This is a genomic window from Mesorhizobium sp. WSM1293 (genome assembly GCF_000513875.1).
Taxonomy (GTDB): domain Bacteria; phylum Pseudomonadota; class Alphaproteobacteria; order Rhizobiales; family Rhizobiaceae; genus Mesorhizobium; species Mesorhizobium ciceri.
In genome coordinates this window covers 310,028-328,162 of record NZ_KI911319.1, presented here as the reverse complement: position 1 = coordinate 328,162, position 18,135 = coordinate 310,028, and the positions used below count along the sequence as shown (strand labels likewise).

Genomic DNA, 18,135 nt, shown 5'->3' with positions numbered 1-18,135 from the left:
TCAATCCTGACCAGTCGTTCAGCGGCTAGGCCACGGTCCTGCCAGGAGGGCAGGCGATCTGAAGGCTGACTTCCGGCGGTAGGGTTGCCTGTAGCATGGAACGAAATCCGTTCCCTGCGGTTGGAGTTGTCCAGCTACACGCGATTGAACCGGCCTTGCCCTACAGTCAGGAGCAGTGATGCAAACATACCTGGTGGAACAAATGGAGGGGGATGACGTGGTCACGGCGAGTAACGTCAATGCGTCCAGCCCGTTCACGGCGGCGACTATGTCAACGGGACGCCAGGTTACCCTGCGGACTTGGGAAAACAATTGGGTTCGTGTAACGGATGAGCTTGGAGGGGAAGTGTTCGCATACTGCTTCGTTTCAAGCACTGGCAAAGCGGATAGCAGCGCGCAGCCCGACACCTCTGTAAGGTAAGGTAGTCCCGCAGCCCGGGCGGGCGCAGGCTGGCCCCTTCATCTTCGAATAATTCAAGCGATTAAGACCGTCTCACGCATCATCCGAATGATTGATGAAAAGATCATGCCGCGGAGCGATAAGCGGCAACAATCCTAGCGTGGGGCCCTTATGTCTCTGGCGCATTTAGAATCTTCGAGGGCGATTCAAACGGTGCAGGCTGACTACCAAGCGGTGGTCCCTTGCCGATGGCTAAAAGCTCCCGATCATGCTCTTGACCATGGCGGGCCTGTTCTACGTCTGCATCAACGGATGGGAACTGACTTCGCCGACGTTCCTGTCTTTGATCACCTGAGGGAGATCGCCGGGCGTTATTCCGAAAAATTAGCCGCCAGCGACGGCACCAATCGACTGACCTATTGCGAGCTTTTACGGGCGGTCGAGGCATTGGCCGGCTGGATTGAAGCCGTCGTTCCCGACGGAAATGCGGTTGGAATACTTCAGGCCAACTCGGTCTGGTACACCGTTGCGATGCTGGCCAGCATGGCATCCGGTCGGCCGTCAGTGCCGCTTAACGTGCGAGATCCGGACTCGCGCATCAACGAAATCGTCGCCGACGCGAGGCTCTCCGCCATAATTGGCGACAAAGGCCTCCACGGCCTTGATCTGCCCCAGCACGTTGCCTGGATCGATATGGCGCAATCATTGCAGGCAACGCCCCATCCAGCCGCACACCGTGTGGTTTCTGTCGATGCACCGGCAATCGTGCTTTATACCTCCGGCAGCACGGGCCGCCCCAAGGGGATTGTCAACAGCCAGCGGAACTTGCTGTGCCGAGTGCAGCAATATGTCGATGCGTGCCACATCAATGCACAGGATGTATTCCTGCCTCTGACCGGCCCGGCAACCATCGCCGGCTGTCGGGAAATTCTTGCCGCTCTGCTCACGGGTGCCACGTTGCAGCTTGTGGAGGTTGAAGCCGTCGGCCTGCGCGCGGTTCGCGGCCGCATGCAATCCGAAGGCGTGACGATCACCTATCTGGTGCCGGCATTGCTTCGCGCTCTCTTGGCGGATGAACCCGCGGACGCCTTTGGTTCGCTCAGAGTTGCCCGAATTGGAGGCGAGAAGGTATCTTCGGCCGACATCCGCCTCGTGCGCAAGGCTGTCCCGCCAAATTGCCTGGTGCAGATCGGCTATTCATCGACGGAAACGACGGGATCGCAGTGGTTCTTGCCGCACGATTGGCCGGAATTCGATTCTTCGGCTCCCGTCGGCTGGCTGCTTCCGGGAATCAGCTTCGCAGTGGTCGATGAAGAGGGTTACCCGGTTCAGCCCGGCAAGATCGGAGAACTGTTGATCAGAAGCCCGTATGTCGCGCTTGGACATTGGGAAAACGGGGCCGTTGTTCCGTTTGAAGTAGACCCCGACGACCAGACGCTTCGCATCTTTGCGACGGGCGATCTTGTGCAAATCGGGAGTGACGGCCTGCTGCGGATCATAGGCCGCAAAGGGCGCCAGATAAAGGTCAATGGGCGGCGCGTTGAGCCGGCCGAACTCGAACGGGTTCTGCGTGGCGCGCCGTCGGTGAAGGATGCCGTGGTTATCGTCACCCCGGCGAATGAACTGGTTGCATTCGCCGTACCGCACAGCGGAGCGGGAGCCAGTTTTTGCGACGAGCTGCGCCAACTTGCCAGGACAAAATTGCCGCCGGCGCTTTGCCCGTTGCGACTCCATGCAAGCGCCGAGATACCGCGACTGCCCAGCGGAAAGATCGATATGACAACGCTGGCTGCAATTGACCTTTCGGTTCGGGAAACCACGCCCCCACCGCAAATACCCCATGCGGGACATGAAGTTCCTGCTCATCAGATCGTACGGCGTGCCTGGACCAAGGTCCTCAAGACGCGGGTCGCCCTGGGCTGTTGGGACGAAGCGGGGGGAGATTCGCTGAAGCTGCTGCACTGCGTCATGGAAATCGAAAGCGCGATCGGGCAGGAGCTCGGATTGGAAGCCTTCACGGTTGGAATGAGCTTCGATGAGATGGTTGCAGCGGTCATTTCTGCTCAAGGAGGCGGCGAGCACGCGCCCGCTTGGAAACACGAGCCTCCGCTGCTTTTCCTTTTCCCCGGGTCGGTCGGCTATGGTCCGAGCCTTGCTTCGTTCGCATCGGCAATAAGCAAGGTCGCCAGGGTGTCTCCCATCAGATATCCGGCCCTGGGCATGATCCTGCAAGGTCAGAACACTGTCGCCGCAATGGTCGAAGCTGCAATCGATCATATCAACCGCGTGCAGCCGACCGGCTGTGTTCGCCTGCTTGGTCACTCGCTCGGAGGAGCGGTCGCTTTTGAGGTTGCCGCGCGTCTGCTTGATCAAGGGCGAGCTGTAGCGTTCACGGGCATACTGGATACCAGCCTGGTTGGCGAACGCAGCAAGCGTTGGGAGACGATTACCCGGACATTTCACCGGATCCGAACCAATCGTATATCGGCTAGTCGAGTGGCATGCCGCGCGCTTGCCAAGGTCGCGGTCAAAATGCACTGCGAATCCCGGCTTGCCAGCTTCCTCGACCGCTATGCCGAGGGTCAATTCAACCCGACGAGCTTCAGAACCAAACTGGAACTGCAGGAAGTTCTGCGCGCGCGCGCCTTCTTCCAGTGGCTCACAGAACCCAGGCCGATACTGCCGATCACCGGCACCTTGTTCCGTTGCGCGCGGCCCGGAATGCCGCTTGCACTTGGGTGGGATCGGGCATTCGTCCATCTGGACGTCATTCCGATCGCCGGCACTCACATCGACATGGTCGTGGAGCCTCATCTGACCATCAATCGCCCGCTCATCGAAAACGCTGTGACTGAGACCTACTCTTCAATCGAGTCACAGAAACGGGAGGCAGTGTCATCGACCTGATCGGGGAATTCAGCAGCGATGTGCTGGCGCTCGATGCCCGGCTGGAGATCGATCGCATCGTCGAGACCTTGCGCGAACAGGTTCTCGGCACACAACGGCGCCGCGGAGTGGTTGTCGGGCTCTCCGGAGGCATCGACAGTTCGGTCGTCGCAACGGTCTGCGCACGCGCATTCGGCAGGGACAAGGTACTGGGCCTGTTCATGCCGGAGCGCGATTCATCCGGCGACTCGTTGAGGCTTGGCCGCAGCGTCGCCGGGCAGCTTGGCATCGACACAATCCTTGAGGATATCCAGCCGGCGCTCGAGGGCATCGGCGCCTACGCCCGACAGATGGAGGCCATCCGAACTGCCGTCCCTGGATATGGCGAAGGCTGGAAATGCAAGCTGGTCATGGCATCGGTGCTGGAGAGCAGCGGCCTTAATATCACGCGCCTCACCGTCGAGGATCCGGACGGAAAGATCGACACCGTGCGTCTTTCGCCGGCGGCTTACCTGCAGATCGTCGCTGCAACCAACTACAAGCAGCGGGTTCGCAAGATGACTGAATACTATCATGCGGACCGCCTCAACTATGCAGTGGCAGGCACGCCAAACCGGCTCGAATATGACCAAGGCTTCTTCGTCAAGCAGGGCGACGGCGTCGCCGACGTGATGCCGATCGTCCATCTCTACAAGACCCAGGTTTATCAGCTGGCGGAATATCTCGGGATTGACGAGGAGGTCCGAATGAGGCCGCCGACCACGGACACGTTTTCCATGGCGCAAACCCAGGAGGAGTTCTACTTCGCCTTGCCCTATCAGCTGATGGATTTGTGCCTCTACGGCATGAATCACGGAATTTCGGCCGGCGTGGTTGCCGCCGCCGCCGGCCTGACGGCCGAGCAGGTCGAGAAGGTCTATAAGGATATCGTCAGCAAACGCCGCGCCGCCCGCTACCTTCACGCACGGCCGCAGCTGTCCGCTGCGATGGACAGGGATTGACCCATGTGCGGCATCGCCGGAATTGTGGCGCTGAACGCGGCTGCGGAGCCTCCTTCACGAGCCGCGCTTCTACGAATGGCAGCCGCGCTCTCCCATCGAGGCCCGGACGAGAGCGGCGTTTACCGCGACAGGCGGGCGGGGCTGGCGCATACCCGTCTGTCGGTCATCGATCTCTCGACCGGACAGCAGCCCCTCGCGGACACCGGCGATACCACCTGGATCGTGTTCAACGGCGAGATCTTCAACTACGTCGAGCTGCGTGAACAACTCATGGCGCTGGGGCATCGTTTCCGCACCCGCAGCGATACCGAGGTCATCGTGCACGCCTACCGCGCCTGGGGCGTGGCCGCGTTCGAGAGGCTAAACGGGCAGTGGGCACTCGCCATCTGGGATTCGCTGACAGGCCGTCTCGTCCTGTCGCGCGACCGGTTCGGCATCTGCCCGCTGCATTTGTGCGAACATGCTGGCCGCCTTCACTTCGCCAGCGAAGTGAAGGCCATTTTCGCAGCCGACCCGGCGATACCGCGGGCCTTCGATCCGGCTGGGATAGACCAGACTTTCACACTGTGGACGGTCGTACCGCCGCAAGGCGTATTTCAGGGAGTGAAGGAACTTACCCCCGGCCATGTACGCATCTACGACAATGGCAGCGTTCGTGAGCACGCTTTCTGGAAACCTTGTTATCCCGAGACCGCGGACCAGGCCCACGGCACCTTCACCGGCTCACTGGACGATGCGGTGGACGAAGTGCGTAGCGCCTTGCAGGCCGCGACGGCGCTTAGAATGGTCAAGGCGGATGTGCCGGTTGGCTGCTATCTTTCCGGCGGGCTCGACAGCTCACTTGTCGCCATGCTCGGTAGGCGCTTCGCCGGCGCGCCATTCCAGACCTTCTCGTTGCGTTTTGCTGACGCCGAATATGATGAAACCCGTTACCAGCGGCTGGTTGCAAGTGCGAGCGGCGGCGAGCACCACGAGGTGATGGTTTCGCGCGGTGATATTGCCGAGGTTTTCCCAGATGTGATCCGTCACGCCGAGCGTCCGATTCTCAGGACCGCGCCGGCGCCGTTGTTCCTTCTCTCGAGACTGGTGCGCGAACATGGCATCAAGGTCGTCCTGACCGGCGAGGGCGCCGACGAGATGTTTGCCGGCTACGACCTGTTCCGTGAAGGCAAGGTCCGCCGTTTCTGGGGGCGGCAGCCCGCATCCGCCCGGCGCGCGCGACTGCTGGAACGCCTCTACCCCTATCTGAGCCGGTCGCCGGTCAAGCAGCAGGCGATGGCGCGCCAGTTCTTTGGACACGATATCCATGCATTTGGCGCGCCCGGCTTCGCGCATGACACCCGCTGGCGCACCACCAGCGCCATCAAACGGCTGTTCTCGGCCGGCATGCATGCCGAAGCGGCGCGTCACGACGTGGTGGCGGACCTGCTTGGCCGCCTGCCCGAAGAGTTTCCACGATGGGGTCCTCTCGCGCAGGACCAGTACCTTGAGATCAGGACACTGATGTCGGGCTACCTGCTCTCCTCGCAGGGTGACAGGATGCTGATGGCCCATTCTGTCGAGGGGCGCTTCCCGTTCCTGGACGACAGGCTCGTGGCCTTGGCGAATTCGCTCCCGCCCGACTACAAGCTGCGCATTCTGGATGAGAAGCACGTGCTGAAGCGTGTGGCGAAATCGATCGTGCCCGTGGAAGTCGTGGCCCGCAAGAAGCAACCCTACCGGGCGCCCAACGCACTTTGCTTCACGGGCGATGGCGCACCCGCCTATGTCCGCGAAGCACTCTCCGAGACTGCCCTGCGCGCGGCGAATGTCTTTGATCCGAACTCGGTCGCGCGCCTGCTGGACAAATGCGCTGCCAAGACCGGCGATGGGGATCTGTCCAACTCGGACAACATGGCATTGGTCGGCGTGCTGTCGACGCAGCTCCTCCATCAGCAGTTTGTCGCAAGCCGCCCATCGAGCGCGCATGCGGTCGACCTCAGGATAGATGTCGATCACCTGCACAGGGAAGAGGTGCTGGTATGATGCATGGCGCCGTACCTCTGCTGCACGATTACCTCAGTCATTCGGCCGAGCGGCTCGGCGGCAAGATAGCGCTGGTGTGCGGCGAGCACCGGCTCACCTATGACGAGCTTGAGACACGCTCCAGCGCGGTCGCCCGTCATCTCGTCACGTCCGGGGTCGCCCCCGGTGACCGCGTTATGATCTTCGCCGACAACACCGTCGAGACCGTGGTCAGCTTCTGGGCGGTTCTCAAGGCGAGCGCCGTTGTGTGCGTCGTCAATCCGCTCACTAAGAGCGACAAGCTGGGGTATTTGCTCAACGATTGCCTTCCGGCAGCATTGATCACCGACAAACATTTGCAGCCGGTCTTTGCTGAGCCGGCGCGTAACTGTCCGTCGCTGCGGCGGCTCATCGTCTCCGGTCAGGTGGACGACGCCGAGCTCCGGGGATTGCCGCATGCCGTGCGCTGGGATGAGGCGGCTGCCGGCCACGGCAAAGCGCCGGCCCGCCGCCGCATCGATATCGATCTCGCAGCCATCATCTACACGTCGGGCTCGACCGGCGAACCCAAAGGCGTGATGCTGACACACAGGAACATGATGGCAGCCTGCACGTCTATCGCCTCGTACCTTGAGCTTGGCGAAGACGACGTGATCCTCAATGTCTTGCCCCTGGCCTTCGACTACGGCCTCTATCAGATGATAATGGCATTCCGTACCGGGGCGCGGTTGGTCCTCGAGCGCTCGTTTGCCTTCCCCGCACAGATACTTGCGATCATCGAAAGGGAGAGAGTTACAGGCTTTCCCGGCGTGCCGACCATCTTTGCCGCGCTGTCGGATCTCAGGACGCTGAAGGCAAATGATTTTGCAAGCATAAGGTATGTCACGAACACGGCGGCAGCCCTGCCGCTTAAGCACATTCGCCTGCTCCAGGAACTGTTTGCCGCCGCCCGCATCTATTCGATGTACGGCCTGACCGAATGCAAACGCTGCACCTATCTTCCGCCGGACGATCTTGCCCGAAAACCGTTGAGCGTGGGGATCGCCATCCCGAACACCGAAATGTGGATTGTCGATGAGGATGACCGAAGGGTTGGTCCCAATGTCGTCGGCCAGTTGGTTATCCGCGGGGCAACGGTCATGAAGGGCTACTGGGGTAAGCCGGAGGCTACCGCGAAGAAGCTCAAGCCAGGTCCTTTGCCCGGCGAGCAGGTTCTGTACACCGGCGACTACTGCCGAATGGACGAGGAAGGCTACCTCTATTTTGTCGGCCGCAGCGATGAGATCATAAAATCGCGGGGAGAAAAGGTGGCGCCTAGGGAAGTCGAAAACGTGCTGATGGAAATCCCGGGAGTACGGGAAGCCGCGGTTGTCGGAGTACCCGACGACCTGCTGGGGCAAGCAGTGAAGGCCTTTGTCGTCATGGAGCAAGGAACGATCATGGGCGAAAAGCAGCTGCGGATGGAATGTCAGAAGCGATTGGAAAACTTCATGATTCCGAAGTCCATCCAAATTGTGTCCAGTCTGCCGATGACGGACACGGGCAAGCTCAAGAAAATGGCGCTGTCATAAAGCAATTTACGGAAATTATTTGGATCGGAGGCCAATTCAATGCTGAGCACGAACAACAGAATTGACACCTACAGCGATCAAATCCGCGCCTTTCTGGCGTCAAACTTCTACGTAGCCGACCCGCGTGCGCTGGAAGTTGAAACGTCGTTGCTCGATCAGGGCATCATAGACTCGACTGGAGTGCTTGAAGTTATCGGATTCGTCGAGGAGACATTCGGCATCACTGTCGAGGACAGTGAACTTCTGCCGGAGAATTTCGATTCCATCCAGGGAATTGCACGTTACGTGGTCAGCAAGGAAAACTGATCGCCGGGCTACGGCTTGAGGGCGTCGTCCCAACCGGGCGCGCAAACCCATGGCGCGGCTCACGCTGGCGCTTTGGCCCGTGCACAAACCACCCTGGCTTCACCGGCTTTGTTCGCAACCGTGCGAATGCCCTCATAGGCTTTGGAACGCTCAACCAAACTCATGACCTGCCGGTCCTGGCCAAGCCCGACCTCGAAAAGCAGCATGCCACCTTGCCGCAGATAATGCTGCGCCTCCTTGATCACCCGCATATGAATGCTCAGGCCGTAAGGCCCGGCAGCGAACGCCTCACGGGGTTCAAGTTCCATCAGATGCGCGCGGTCGTTTTCGAGCCGCTTCTCCGAGATGTAAGGCGGGTTGCAGACAACCAGATCGATCGTACCTTCGAGCTCCAGACCCGAGAAGGAATTGAAGAGGTCGCCCTGTAGCACCGAAATGCGTCCGGCCAGGCCAAGATGGGCAACGTTCCGGCAGGTGGTTTCGACGCAGCTGTCAGTGAGATCGCTCGCCCAGACGCGCGCGGTGGGGACCTTGTATCCAATGGCGCAGGCGAGATTGCCCGCCCCGCAGCACATGTCCACGACACGCGGTACCGGCCTGTTAAGTTCACGAAGCACATTGAGGGCGGTGCTGCCGAGCAGTTCCGTCTCCGGGCGAGGGACGAGCACGCCGGGCGCGACAACCAACTTCAGCCCCATGAAGTCGGTGCGGCCGGTGCTGTAGGCGCTGGCGACATCTATTTCACCAATCACGGCAAACCCGCTTTCTTGATTTCCCCATGTTGATTTCTCAGGCGCCCGGTCTTCATGACGTGGGCGAGCCATCAGCAACGTCGTTCCCGGCTCGGTTCACGTCCGCGCAACTACTGGATCGCCGCGCTCTGCAGTTCGCTGCTGAACCTCACCTCGATGGTGTCTCCAGGCGCAACCTCGGTGTCCTGGTCGACCGGTCGACCTCTCGACGCGTCGCCGGCCCCGCCGGTTATTGTGATCCGCGCCTGAAAGGTTTCGCCGGCGACGGGCAGTGGAAGCGCGGACGCCCCTGATGGCTGAAGCTTCTGGCTGGCTGCGTGGAGCCTTGCAGTGGTCTCGGCGAGGCGAAGGTCGGTGTCCCTCAATTCGTTCAGAAGGCCGATCCTTCTTTGATTTTCATTGCGTTCCTGCTGCCTGACGGAGTCTTCCTGCTGGCGCCGCGTTCTCATCAGTTCGACCGAGGTCTCGAGCGCCCGGCTCGACGACATCAGCACGGCACGTCTGACGTCGGCGAGCCTGCTGTTGGTCAGGTTGCCCGATTCGAACGATTTGGTGACCCGCGCAAGATCGTCTTCATCCTGTTTCACCGCGGCCGCTTCCGTCTGCTCGCGCTTGAGCAGAACCTCGACCTGAGCCTCGGCATCCTTGGCGGTCTTGTCGAGATAGCTTTGCTCCTGCTGAAAATTGTTCAGCGAAATCTTGAGGCCCTCCGCTTCCGCCTGCGCGACCGCCGATATCAATGCATTCGACAGGGGCGAGCCTTGCGGCGGTTGCATGTCAAATTCTGCCTGGTTCTGAAGTTCGGCGCGGATGCGCGCGCCATGAAAGTAGTCTCTGATGTAGTCCCCCCAGATCGACTCGTAGTCGCGTCGCAGATCAACGGGATCAGGTCCGCTTTGGCTTGCCCGAGACCGCAGGAGACTAAAACCGCCGGCGACGGCAATTGCCTGTCGGACAGTCATGAGTGGCCGGTAAGTCTGCTGCCCTGGTGTCAGCACATCGCCAGTCACATAGATCGGACGGTACTCCGCGATCACGGCCGTGACGTCGCTCGGCTTGATGACGATCATTTGCTCCCGTCCATCAGGTAGGCGCTGATGGACTATCTTGGTTGGCAGCACCGCCTCCATGCGCGTCTGCAATTCTGCCGGCGTCAGCCCGCCAACCGGGATCATCCCGAACTCGGGCAGCGCGATCGAGCCATCCATTTGCACGATCGCGCGTTGCGTTCGCTCCGCTATGGAGGCTATTCCTATCTCCACCGTATCGCCGGGCGACAGCTTATAGGCCACCGGCGCTTCAGCCGCGGCTGCGATATCCAGGGCCAGGCAGCCGGCAAGGGCTGCAAAGAGAATTCGGCTAACGAAGGCCATCGATGGCAATCTCCCTTTAATTCAGGCCCGGCTGCTGCGGCCAATCGAGATGGGCGACGAATTCGTAGACCGGCCCACCAGGCACCCCCCAATTGCTCGACCAGATCACTTGCGACCCATCAGGGGAGGGTGAGGCATGTGTCTCGCTCCAATAGTCGAACGGAGCGTTTCGCGTCTGCACGATGCGTCGGACCTCCTGACGACCGTCGACACGCAGCGCGATCACTTCGCGCGTGTATGGCGCCCAGTCCGGGTGGCTCCGAACCTCATCGGGATTGCCCCCGTAACTTATAAATGCCCATTCGGGCCTGTCCAAAGCACGCAGCGACGTATGCTCGGCCTCACCGTACTTCGTGAGCGACGTGACCTTTCCATCGGACAGCCGACGCTTGATCACCTGATATTTGTCCGGAGCGGATTTGCTGGTTCCGACGTAAATTTCGCTGCCATCCGCATCGAGAGTCAAATCGCCATGGCCGGGCCGATGATGATCCTTCCACGTTTGGCGCAGGGTGCCGTCGACTGCGAAAATGGCTCGCTGTTCGGTGCCGTCGACCAGATTTTGGAAACACAGGATGTTCTCTCCGAGCGGAGAAATGGTGCAGGAACTGGTCGTTCCGGCAACCTGGGCGAGATCGATGTCCGGGTATTTCAGACGCCGGTCGATGTCGTATGCGAAGACGACAGCAGCTCCATCATTGCGGGTCGCGCGTACGGCAATGCGGTTGCCGTCACGACTAGGATTTCCCTTGGACGGGCCGAATTCGAGATCCCGATATTTCGTTGCGGCATACACTATGTCCTCACGATTGGTGCGGGGCGCCCAGGTCGATATCTTTTGACCATCGACACAGATCATCATCTCCGCGTTTCGAGGGCGCCATTCGCACTCACCCGACTTGTTGCGATGAAACAAAGGGAGGTAGGTTTTCCCGTCGAGGAAACACATGCCGTTGCAGCCGTTCATGAGGACGAGGAGGCTCTGATCCGCATTCCAGGCTTGCGCGCTCGAGTAGCGATGACTGCAATATATTTTGCCGCAGACAATTCCGCTGCCAAGCGCTCCGGGCTGAGTGATCCGAGTAAAGCGGATCCCTGTCGCCGGATCAGTTGCAGGTTTCAGATAAGCGGGCAGATCCATTGCCGGCTCCGTGCCTGCCGCACCGCTCGGCCGGTTTCCGGCTGTGTGCAGCGCCAGCAGCGCGGCCATCAACAGCAAAGCTGGTATGAGCCGCGGAAAGGTCATGTCATGTAGCTCATTTCGCGTCGGACGCGGCCTTCGCTGAGGCGCGAGCGCCACCACTCGATGGTCTTTTCCAGACCATCACGCAAGCTCGTATGTGCCCGCCATCCGACTTTACTTTCAAGGTTCGAGGAATCGGCGAGCAACGCGCGAACCTCGGAGTTTTGCGGCCGCATCCGGCTTTCATCTCGACGAACTGGTTTCCTGGTGCCACTCAACTCGAGCACCAACTCCAAAACGTCCGAGACACTGACGGCGCGCTGGCTGCCTGCATTGTAGGCATGGCCAAATTCAAGCTCGGCCGCCCCTGCCGCCACAAATGCCGCAGCAGTGTCCTCCACAAAGGTAAGGTCGCGGATAGGGCTGGTGTCTCCGACCATGATCGCCGGACAGTTCTCGTCCAGAGCCTGCCTTATGATGGTCGGCACGATGGCCCGCTCGCTCTGGCGCGGCCCGTATGTATTGAACGGTCGCAGGATGACCACCGGCACATCGAAGGACCTGGCATAGGACGCCGCCATCATGTCTGCGCCGATCTTGGACGCAGAGTAGGGGGACTGTCCCTGCAGTGGGTGGGATTCGTCGATCGGCATGGTCAGAGCGGTGCCATAAACCTCGCTCGTGGACGTATGCACAATGCGTTCGGTCTCCCAGTGGCGTGCCGCTTCGAGGACATTCACGGTGCCCAGCACATTGGTTTCCACATAGGATTGGGCAGCCGCGTAGGAGTAGGGAATCGCAATCAGCGCAGCCAGGTGAAACACCGCCGCCTGGCCGCGCACGATCCGGTTGATGAACGCGCTGTCACGAACATCCCCGCGAATGCATTGCAGCTGGCCTCGAACGTGGTCGGGTAAATCGTCCAGCCAGCCATGGCTGTCGAACGAGTTGTAGAGGGCCAGTGCCGTTACATCGGCGCCTTCGTGCACCAGCGCTTCCGTGAGGTGGGATCCGATAAATCCATCCGCACCCGTGACCAGGACCTTCCTGCCGTGATAGCTCACGACTGCGCACTCCTTTGATCGTGTGAGCTGTCAAACTGGCGAACGAACAACAATCCATTCATGCCAAACTCTCCTCACTTTCCAACTCTACCCACTTGCCGCGGGAGGCAGGGACACGCCGAAAACCGCCCTGAAGCCTCGCATTATCCAGACGAGGTCCGATGCAATCGTGCGCCGCGGATAGTAGGCGAGGTCGATCGTTGCCTTGGCCGGGAACAGGACCTCTCGATAAAACAGGAGCGGATCAAGGGAGGGCGGGTAAAAACAGGCTTCGTGACGGAATAGAACCTGGGTCGGGCCGAGCAGGCCGGGCTTCCACTGCAGGACGGCTTCATTGCCGCCGCGGAAACAATCGGCGAAGGCAAGGCTTTCCGGCCGCGGGCCGACAATTGCCATGTCTCCCGTAAAAACGTTCCACAGTTGCGGCAACTCATCAAGTTTCGTTGCCGCGAGAAAACGGCCTAACCGCGTCATCCGGCTGTCATCGTTCATGGTCAGCGCAAGGCCGAAAGGATCGGCTGTTGTCTTGAATTTGCGGAACTTGTACATGCGAAACGGTTTTGCGCCGGCACCCAGGCGCGTCTGTGCGAAAAGCACGGGCCAACCACCCTCGACAAAGAGTGCGACAGCAATCAGTAGCATCAGCGGAGCGAGTGCCATTCCCGCTGCTGCGGCGAGGATGATATCCATCGCGCGCCTGGCAATTCCGTGGCTGGTGCCAGCTACGGCGGGCCGATGCATCGTCACGTCGAGTGCGTTCATGCCGCGGCTCCCGCGCGCCCGCTGCTTTCAATCGCGGTGGCCAACGCAACAACCACCGACTCGATCGCACTTGCCGTAATTTGCGGGTGTAGTGGAATCGTCAACTCCCGCTGCGCGAAATCCTCGGTCTTCGGCAGATGGGTTTCAGTGAACATTTGGCGATAGAGCGTCATCTGGTGCACGGGCGTATAGTGGATTGTGGTCTGTATTCCCTTCGTTCGCAGATGGTCGATCACCGTTTGCCGGTCGACGTCATGTGGCAGGAGGACAGGCATGATGTGATAGGCCGAGGTCCGCGGTTTGCAGAACGGAACTGTCACAGCCGAGCAATAGTCTGCGATCAGACGTCGATAGAGGACGACCAATATGCGCCGGATTTCATTCCATTCCTGCAGGTTCTGAAGCTGGACCAAGCCAATGGCGGCGCGCAATTCATCCATGCGGTAATTGAACCCGAGCATCGTCACATCGTATTGCGGCGTGCGGCTGTTCAGCCGCTGATGTGTGCCGCTGGTCATCCCATGTCCGCGAGCCTGGCGGATCGCTTCACGGAGCTGTGCATCCCGGGCGATTACGGCCCCACCTTCCGCGGTGGTCATGTTCTTGTTGCCGTAGAAGCTAAAGGCCGCGGCCGCACCGTAAGTCCCCACCTCCTTAAGGCCGGGAGCATGCGCGGCATCCTCGACGATATGCAGTCCTCGCACACGGGCAAATCTCTGCCATTCTTCCCGGTCGGCGAGGTAGCCGGCAAAGTGGACGAGAATGACGGCCTTGGTGCGTCCGGTGCACTTGGCTTCCGCGTCGCTTAGGGACATCAGTGGCACTTCGGCCGACTCTATGTCGACGAATACCGGTGTTGCTCCTACGTAGAGCACTGCATTCGCGGTCGCCACGAAGGTCAGCGAGGGAACCAGAACTTCGTCTCCGGGACCGATCCCAAGTGCATGGAGAATGAGATGCAGGGCGGCGGTGCAAGAGCTGACGGCAACGCAATCGACCGCATCATGCACGGCCGCGAAGGCCTCTTCAAAGGCTCGTACCTGGTCCCCCATCGTCAGCCACCCACTGTCGACAACTTTGGCCAAGGCCGCCTTTTCCGGAAAGCCAAGAATAGGAGCGCTGACCAAGAGCATTACGACCTCCTCATGTTGGCGTGGTCGAGCGTTCAGCCCTCAAGCGGCCGCTGCCGAGACCTCGATCGATGCGGACTGCTCTTCCCAGGCAATGGTTTGTGCGTTTTGAAAATCTTCAACGCGTCCGATATCCAGCCAAAGCCCGTCATGTTTGTAGACGTGCACATTTGTGCCGTTTTGCATCATCTGCAGCATGAGATCGTCGAATCCGAAGGCGATGCCGTCAGGTATAAAACGAAAAACGTCTGGATTCATGCAATATATCCCCATGCTTACCAGATGGGATAGCGTCGGTTTTTCACGAAATACTTGAACGGTATTGTCGACCTCGTCGATGACGCCGAAGTCCATCTTGATGACGCGGGATGCGGTGGCTATGGTGACTGGATCCGTGTGTGTGCGATGTGATGCCACAAACCGGCTGAGACTGAGATCGGTAAGTACGTCCCCATTGAGAACAATGAACGGCTCGTCCAGTTCCTCCCTGATCAGGGAGAGTGGGCCAATGGTGCCGAGAGGTTCCAGTTCCTGGGTGTAGCGTATCCTTAGATTCCACTGGGATCCGTCCCCGCATACGGTGCGGATCAAGTGCCCCAGATAGCCGGTCGTGACGTAGACTTCCTGAATGCCGTTCCGCCGCAGCCACTTCAAAAGCAATTCAAGAACCGGTCGAGCACCGATCGGCATGAGAGGCTTGGGCAATATGGATGTGAAAGGCCGAAGGCGTGTTCCCATTCCACCGCACTGAATGACCGCTTTCATCTCGTCCTCCTATTGATACGACTGTCGCGGTGTGATGGGTCCAACCCACCCGGCCGGAAGGTACGCCAGTGTTGGTTTTGCCTCTCCGGAGTGCAGCGATGGTAAGTGGCGCTTGAGAAGGCGTCGTCGTGCATTTGAATGGCACTTTCCCGGCCTTTTGATTCAATATTCCAGTTGGCAGCGCATGGGCGCGGCAGGGCGATCAGAGCTGGGAACTGTTCACATGTCCGGCGCCGGCAACGACCTTCTCGGAAGGGCATCGCTACCGTTCGTACGAAAAAAACACTTCAACATCTGGCCCTGAAATGTGTGCGATTGTAAGCTATATTAGAAGGTTGAAATGTGCCGATGGGCGGCGGCGAGCGTCGACATACGGGGGATCAGCGGGCGGCTGATCTGTGTTGGGTCACCGTACAGTCCATCCAAAGGGAGGTTTCGGCAGCTAGGGACACATGCGGGCTGCCAAAAGGTGGGTGGTTCATGTATCGTATTATCATCGCCGATGATCACGGCTTGTATCGTCGTGGGCTGCGACTGGCTTTGATGGCCGGCATTCCAGACTTGGAAATATTCGAAGCGGCGTGTTTTGATACCGTCATAAGCTTGCTTGAAGATCAGGCGCCTGTTGATCTCGCCATCATCGACCTGAACATGCCGGGACTGTCCGGTCAGGACGACCTTCGCGACGTCTTACCGGCTCATCCCGACACACGGTTTGCAATTGTCTCAGGGACCGATTCACGCGCCGAGATTCTAACTGCCCTCTCGATTGGACTTCATGGCTATATCGTAAAGTCCCAAACGGACGAGGAGGTGGTCCTGGCGGTGAACGAAATCCTGGCTGGCCGCATTTACGTTCCGGCACTTCTTTCACAAAGGTCCAAGGAGTCGGTGCGCCTTCCATCCGAGGCTCCCACGCAAATGCCCCACAGGACCATCAGCGTCAACAATCTGGGCAGGCTTACGTCCAGACAGAAGGAAGTCCTCAGGTTGATGGCTGAAGGTTACTCGAACAAAGAGATTGCCCGCTCTCTTGAAATTGCAGAAGCGACGACGAAGATTCATGCGGCTGCCGTCCTGCGCGAACTTGGGGCACGAAATCGGACGGAAGCCGCGGTTTTGCTGAAGACATGGGCCGCCAGGGACATCAACTAGCGCCGATTGCTTTTGGCGGCAGCCGGACCGAATATTTCAGTCCGTGATCCAGCATCTCAAGCTTGGAAGAGTGGCCCACGATAGGCTCACCGCCGGCTCCGATAATCAACGACCCAAAACCACGCCGAGCCGAGGTGGAGACCCGGCGCTCTCCCGATTCCGACCATTCAAACACTATGTCGGCGCCGGGCTCCTGGGCCACGAATTGCCACACCACCTCGATCCGTCCTGCCGGAGTGCCGAGAGCCCCATGCTTCACGGAATTGGTCGTAAGCTCGTGAACGATCATTGCGAAGCTCTCAGCCGAACCCTCAGCCATTTTTATTTCGGGTCCACTGATCGAAATGTCATGCGTCCCCATATAGGGCTGCAATTCCTGAACGATGAGGTCACGCAGGGAAGCCGACAGGCTGCCATCGCGTGAAAGAAGCAGATGCGTCGCCTGGAGTGCGCCGATCTTTTCGATCAGTGTCTGCTTATAGCTGGCGATATCATTGTCGGGGGCACCAACCATATTCACAAGCGCCGTGATCACCGGAAACAGATTGTTGAGCCTATGGCGCTGTTCAAGCATGGCCCGCTCTCGCTTCTTCGCCGCAGCCCGCAGCAGAATGGTTATGCGCCGATCGGTGAGATCCGCGGCGACTCCTATTCGCTGTGCACGACCGTCGCGCAATTCGTCCCGTCCCCGAAGAGCAATCCAGCGAATATGTCCGCCAGTTCGCCTGATGCGGATCTCAGCGTCATAGTCGGCGCCTGATGCAAGCTCTCCCGGGGCCATCAGATTAGGCAAGTCGGCCGGGTGAACGACCGCAGTCAATTCCTGCAATGGACGGCTCGGCGCGGGTGCCAGCCCCATCATTTCCCAGAACGCGGCTGAGCCCTTCACGGACCCGCTCTCGAAATCTATGCGCCATGTTCCCAACCGGCTTGACGATAGCGCCAGGTCCAACCATTCCTTCTGAGCCCGGAGTGCCTCGCGGGCGGTTCGCTCTCCCGATATGTCGTCCACCACTACAAAAATGCTTTGAGGGAGAGCATCGGCTGGCACGGCCAAAGACAGGGCCAATCTTGTCCACAAAATCGTGCCGTCTCTTCTCAGGAGACGGATCTCCGAGCCGAACGAAGTCGTGTCTTTCAGGCGAGTCAACGCTTCCGCCAAGGTGTGGTTGTCGTCGGGGTGGACCAGTGCGCTGAGCGGCAGACTTGAAAGCTCCTCCTCGACATACCCTGTCATCTCACAAAGACGCTTGTTGGACCGTTGCAACTCTCCGTTCTCACTCATGTTGGCAAAGCCAATGGCGGCACGTTCGAATGCCCAGCGATAACTGTTTTCGGTTGCTTCCAAGGCCGCGAGTCTAGCCTCCGCAACCTGCAAAAGGGTGCGGTAGTCCTGCCTCTGCCGGTGGAAAGTCAGGGCGATCATCCCCCCTGCAACCAGCAGCAGAATGGCTTGAACCCATAGGCCGACATGCATTGGATGGTGCAGGACATCCCGCGTCAACAAGCCGACGGCAACCATCACAAATGTTGCCGCAAGAGCGATCATGCGATCTTCGAGATATGAGATGGCAATAATGGCGGGAACAAACTCAAAAAAGCCGATGTCGTATGCCACAGAGGTCGGCAGCGCTGTCTCGACTGCAAGTGTCGCTATCAGGAGCGACATCGAGGCAAGGCGGGTCAGCAACTTGCCTGAGCTGTTCGGATGCAAACTGAGCGAATGCAAACGCATGTGCCAGACTATAACCTTCTGACTAGTCCGTCGAGATTAGACCGAAAA

At 59.5% G+C, this 18,135-nt stretch carries 14 protein-coding genes; 6 read left to right on the top strand and 8 right to left on the bottom strand.

Annotated elements, in window-relative coordinates; genetic code table 11:
• Positions 1-712 precede the first annotated feature (712 nt).
• From M729_RS0131780 to M729_RS0131760, 5 genes are read left to right on the top strand one after another with little or no spacing between them, the layout of a single operon-like run.
• Positions 713-3,307, top strand: coding sequence for an AMP-binding protein (locus M729_RS0131780; protein ID WP_084652779.1), 2,595 nt, complete (start codon positions 713-715; stop codon positions 3,305-3,307).
• A complete protein-coding gene (gene nadE, locus M729_RS0131775) occupies positions 3,304-4,287 on the top strand; it encodes an NAD(+) synthase (RefSeq protein ID WP_032809723.1) in 984 nt (327 codons plus the stop codon). The genes M729_RS0131780 and nadE overlap by 4 nt, the downstream gene beginning before the upstream one ends.
• Before the next feature lie 3 nt (positions 4,288-4,290).
• Positions 4,291-6,312, top strand: coding sequence for an asparagine synthase (glutamine-hydrolyzing) (gene asnB / locus M729_RS0131770; RefSeq protein ID WP_027163970.1), 2,022 nt, complete (start codon positions 4,291-4,293; stop codon positions 6,310-6,312).
• Positions 6,309-7,862, top strand: coding sequence for an AMP-binding protein (locus M729_RS0131765; protein WP_027163969.1), 1,554 nt, complete (start codon positions 6,309-6,311; stop codon positions 7,860-7,862). The genes asnB and M729_RS0131765 overlap by 4 nt, the downstream gene beginning before the upstream one ends.
• A 39-nt stretch (positions 7,863-7,901) precedes the next feature.
• Complete coding sequence (locus M729_RS0131760; RefSeq protein WP_013533122.1) at positions 7,902-8,168, top strand: acyl carrier protein; 267 nt, start codon at positions 7,902-7,904, stop codon at positions 8,166-8,168.
• 59 nt (positions 8,169-8,227) lie between these two features.
• Here the strand turns inward: M729_RS0131760 and M729_RS0131755 are convergent, their stop codons facing one another.
• The 7 genes from M729_RS0131755 to M729_RS0131725 form a co-directional block, all read right to left on the bottom strand.
• Positions 8,228-8,920, bottom strand: coding sequence for a class I SAM-dependent methyltransferase (locus M729_RS0131755; RefSeq protein ID WP_027163968.1), 693 nt, complete (start codon positions 8,918-8,920; stop codon positions 8,228-8,230).
• Between the two features lie 110 nt (positions 8,921-9,030).
• Positions 9,031-10,293 carry a polysaccharide biosynthesis/export family protein gene (locus tag M729_RS0131750; protein ID WP_013533120.1) on the bottom strand — a complete coding sequence of 421 codons (1,263 nt, stop codon included), beginning with the start codon at positions 10,291-10,293 and terminating at the stop codon, positions 9,031-9,033.
• 16 nt (positions 10,294-10,309) lie between these two features.
• A complete protein-coding gene (locus M729_RS0131745) occupies positions 10,310-11,539 on the bottom strand; it encodes a hypothetical protein (protein ID WP_027163967.1) in 1,230 nt (409 codons plus the stop codon).
• The gene (locus M729_RS0131740) at positions 11,536-12,540 is read right to left on the bottom strand and encodes an SDR family NAD(P)-dependent oxidoreductase (RefSeq protein ID WP_024502427.1); all 1,005 of its coding nucleotides are present in this window, start codon (positions 12,538-12,540) and stop codon (positions 11,536-11,538) included. The genes M729_RS0131745 and M729_RS0131740 overlap by 4 nt, the downstream gene beginning before the upstream one ends.
• 87 nt (positions 12,541-12,627) lie before the next feature.
• Positions 12,628-13,302 (bottom strand): sugar transferase, encoded by a 675-nt coding sequence (locus M729_RS0131735; RefSeq protein WP_027163966.1) that lies wholly within the window; start codon positions 13,300-13,302, stop codon positions 12,628-12,630.
• On the bottom strand, positions 13,299-14,435 hold the full coding sequence (locus M729_RS0131730; RefSeq protein WP_027163965.1) for a DegT/DnrJ/EryC1/StrS aminotransferase family protein: 1,137 nt from the start codon (positions 14,433-14,435) through the stop codon (positions 13,299-13,301). The genes M729_RS0131735 and M729_RS0131730 overlap by 4 nt, the downstream gene beginning before the upstream one ends.
• 39 nt (positions 14,436-14,474) lie before the next feature.
• Positions 14,475-15,197, bottom strand: coding sequence for a sugar phosphate nucleotidyltransferase (locus M729_RS0131725; RefSeq protein WP_013533115.1), 723 nt, complete (start codon positions 15,195-15,197; stop codon positions 14,475-14,477).
• Positions 15,198-15,677: 480 nt separating this feature from the next.
• Between M729_RS0131725 and M729_RS0131720 the strand changes: the two genes are divergently transcribed.
• A complete protein-coding gene (locus M729_RS0131720; RefSeq protein WP_013533114.1) occupies positions 15,678-16,352 on the top strand; it encodes a response regulator transcription factor in 675 nt (224 codons plus the stop codon).
• Here the strand turns inward: M729_RS0131720 and M729_RS0131715 are convergent.
• Positions 16,345-18,087: a PAS domain-containing protein gene (locus M729_RS0131715; RefSeq protein WP_027163964.1), complete on the bottom strand. Its 1,743-nt coding sequence runs from the start codon at positions 18,085-18,087 to the stop codon at positions 16,345-16,347. The genes M729_RS0131720 and M729_RS0131715 overlap by 8 nt on opposite strands.
• Positions 18,088-18,135: the final 48 nt, after the last annotated feature.

Excerpts from the sequence above, each read along its gene's own strand:
- asnB (WP_027163970.1), top strand. The coding sequence starts at position 4,291 with ATGTGCGGCATCGCCGGAATTGTGGCGCTGAACGCGGCTGCGGAGCCT.
- M729_RS0131760 (WP_013533122.1), top strand. The coding sequence starts at position 7,902 with ATGCTGAGCACGAACAACAGAATTGACACCTACAGCGATCAAATCCGC.
- M729_RS0131735 (WP_027163966.1), bottom strand. The coding sequence starts at position 13,302 with ATGAACGCACTCGACGTGACGATGCATCGGCCCGCCGTAGCTGGCACC.
- M729_RS0131715 (WP_027163964.1), bottom strand. The coding sequence starts at position 18,087 with ATGCGTTTGCATTCGCTCAGTTTGCATCCGAACAGCTCAGGCAAGTTG.
- M729_RS0131750 (WP_013533120.1), bottom strand. The coding sequence starts at position 10,293 with ATGGCCTTCGTTAGCCGAATTCTCTTTGCAGCCCTTGCCGGCTGCCTG.
- M729_RS0131780 (WP_084652779.1), top strand. The coding sequence starts at position 713 with ATGGGAACTGACTTCGCCGACGTTCCTGTCTTTGATCACCTGAGGGAG.
- M729_RS0131730 (WP_027163965.1), bottom strand. The coding sequence starts at position 14,435 with ATGCTCTTGGTCAGCGCTCCTATTCTTGGCTTTCCGGAAAAGGCGGCC.
- M729_RS0131725 (WP_013533115.1), bottom strand. The coding sequence starts at position 15,197 with ATGAAAGCGGTCATTCAGTGCGGTGGAATGGGAACACGCCTTCGGCCT.
- M729_RS0131765 (WP_027163969.1), top strand. The coding sequence starts at position 6,309 with ATGATGCATGGCGCCGTACCTCTGCTGCACGATTACCTCAGTCATTCG.
- M729_RS0131720 (WP_013533114.1), top strand. The coding sequence starts at position 15,678 with ATGTATCGTATTATCATCGCCGATGATCACGGCTTGTATCGTCGTGGG.
- M729_RS0131745 (WP_027163967.1), bottom strand. The coding sequence starts at position 11,539 with ATGACCTTTCCGCGGCTCATACCAGCTTTGCTGTTGATGGCCGCGCTG.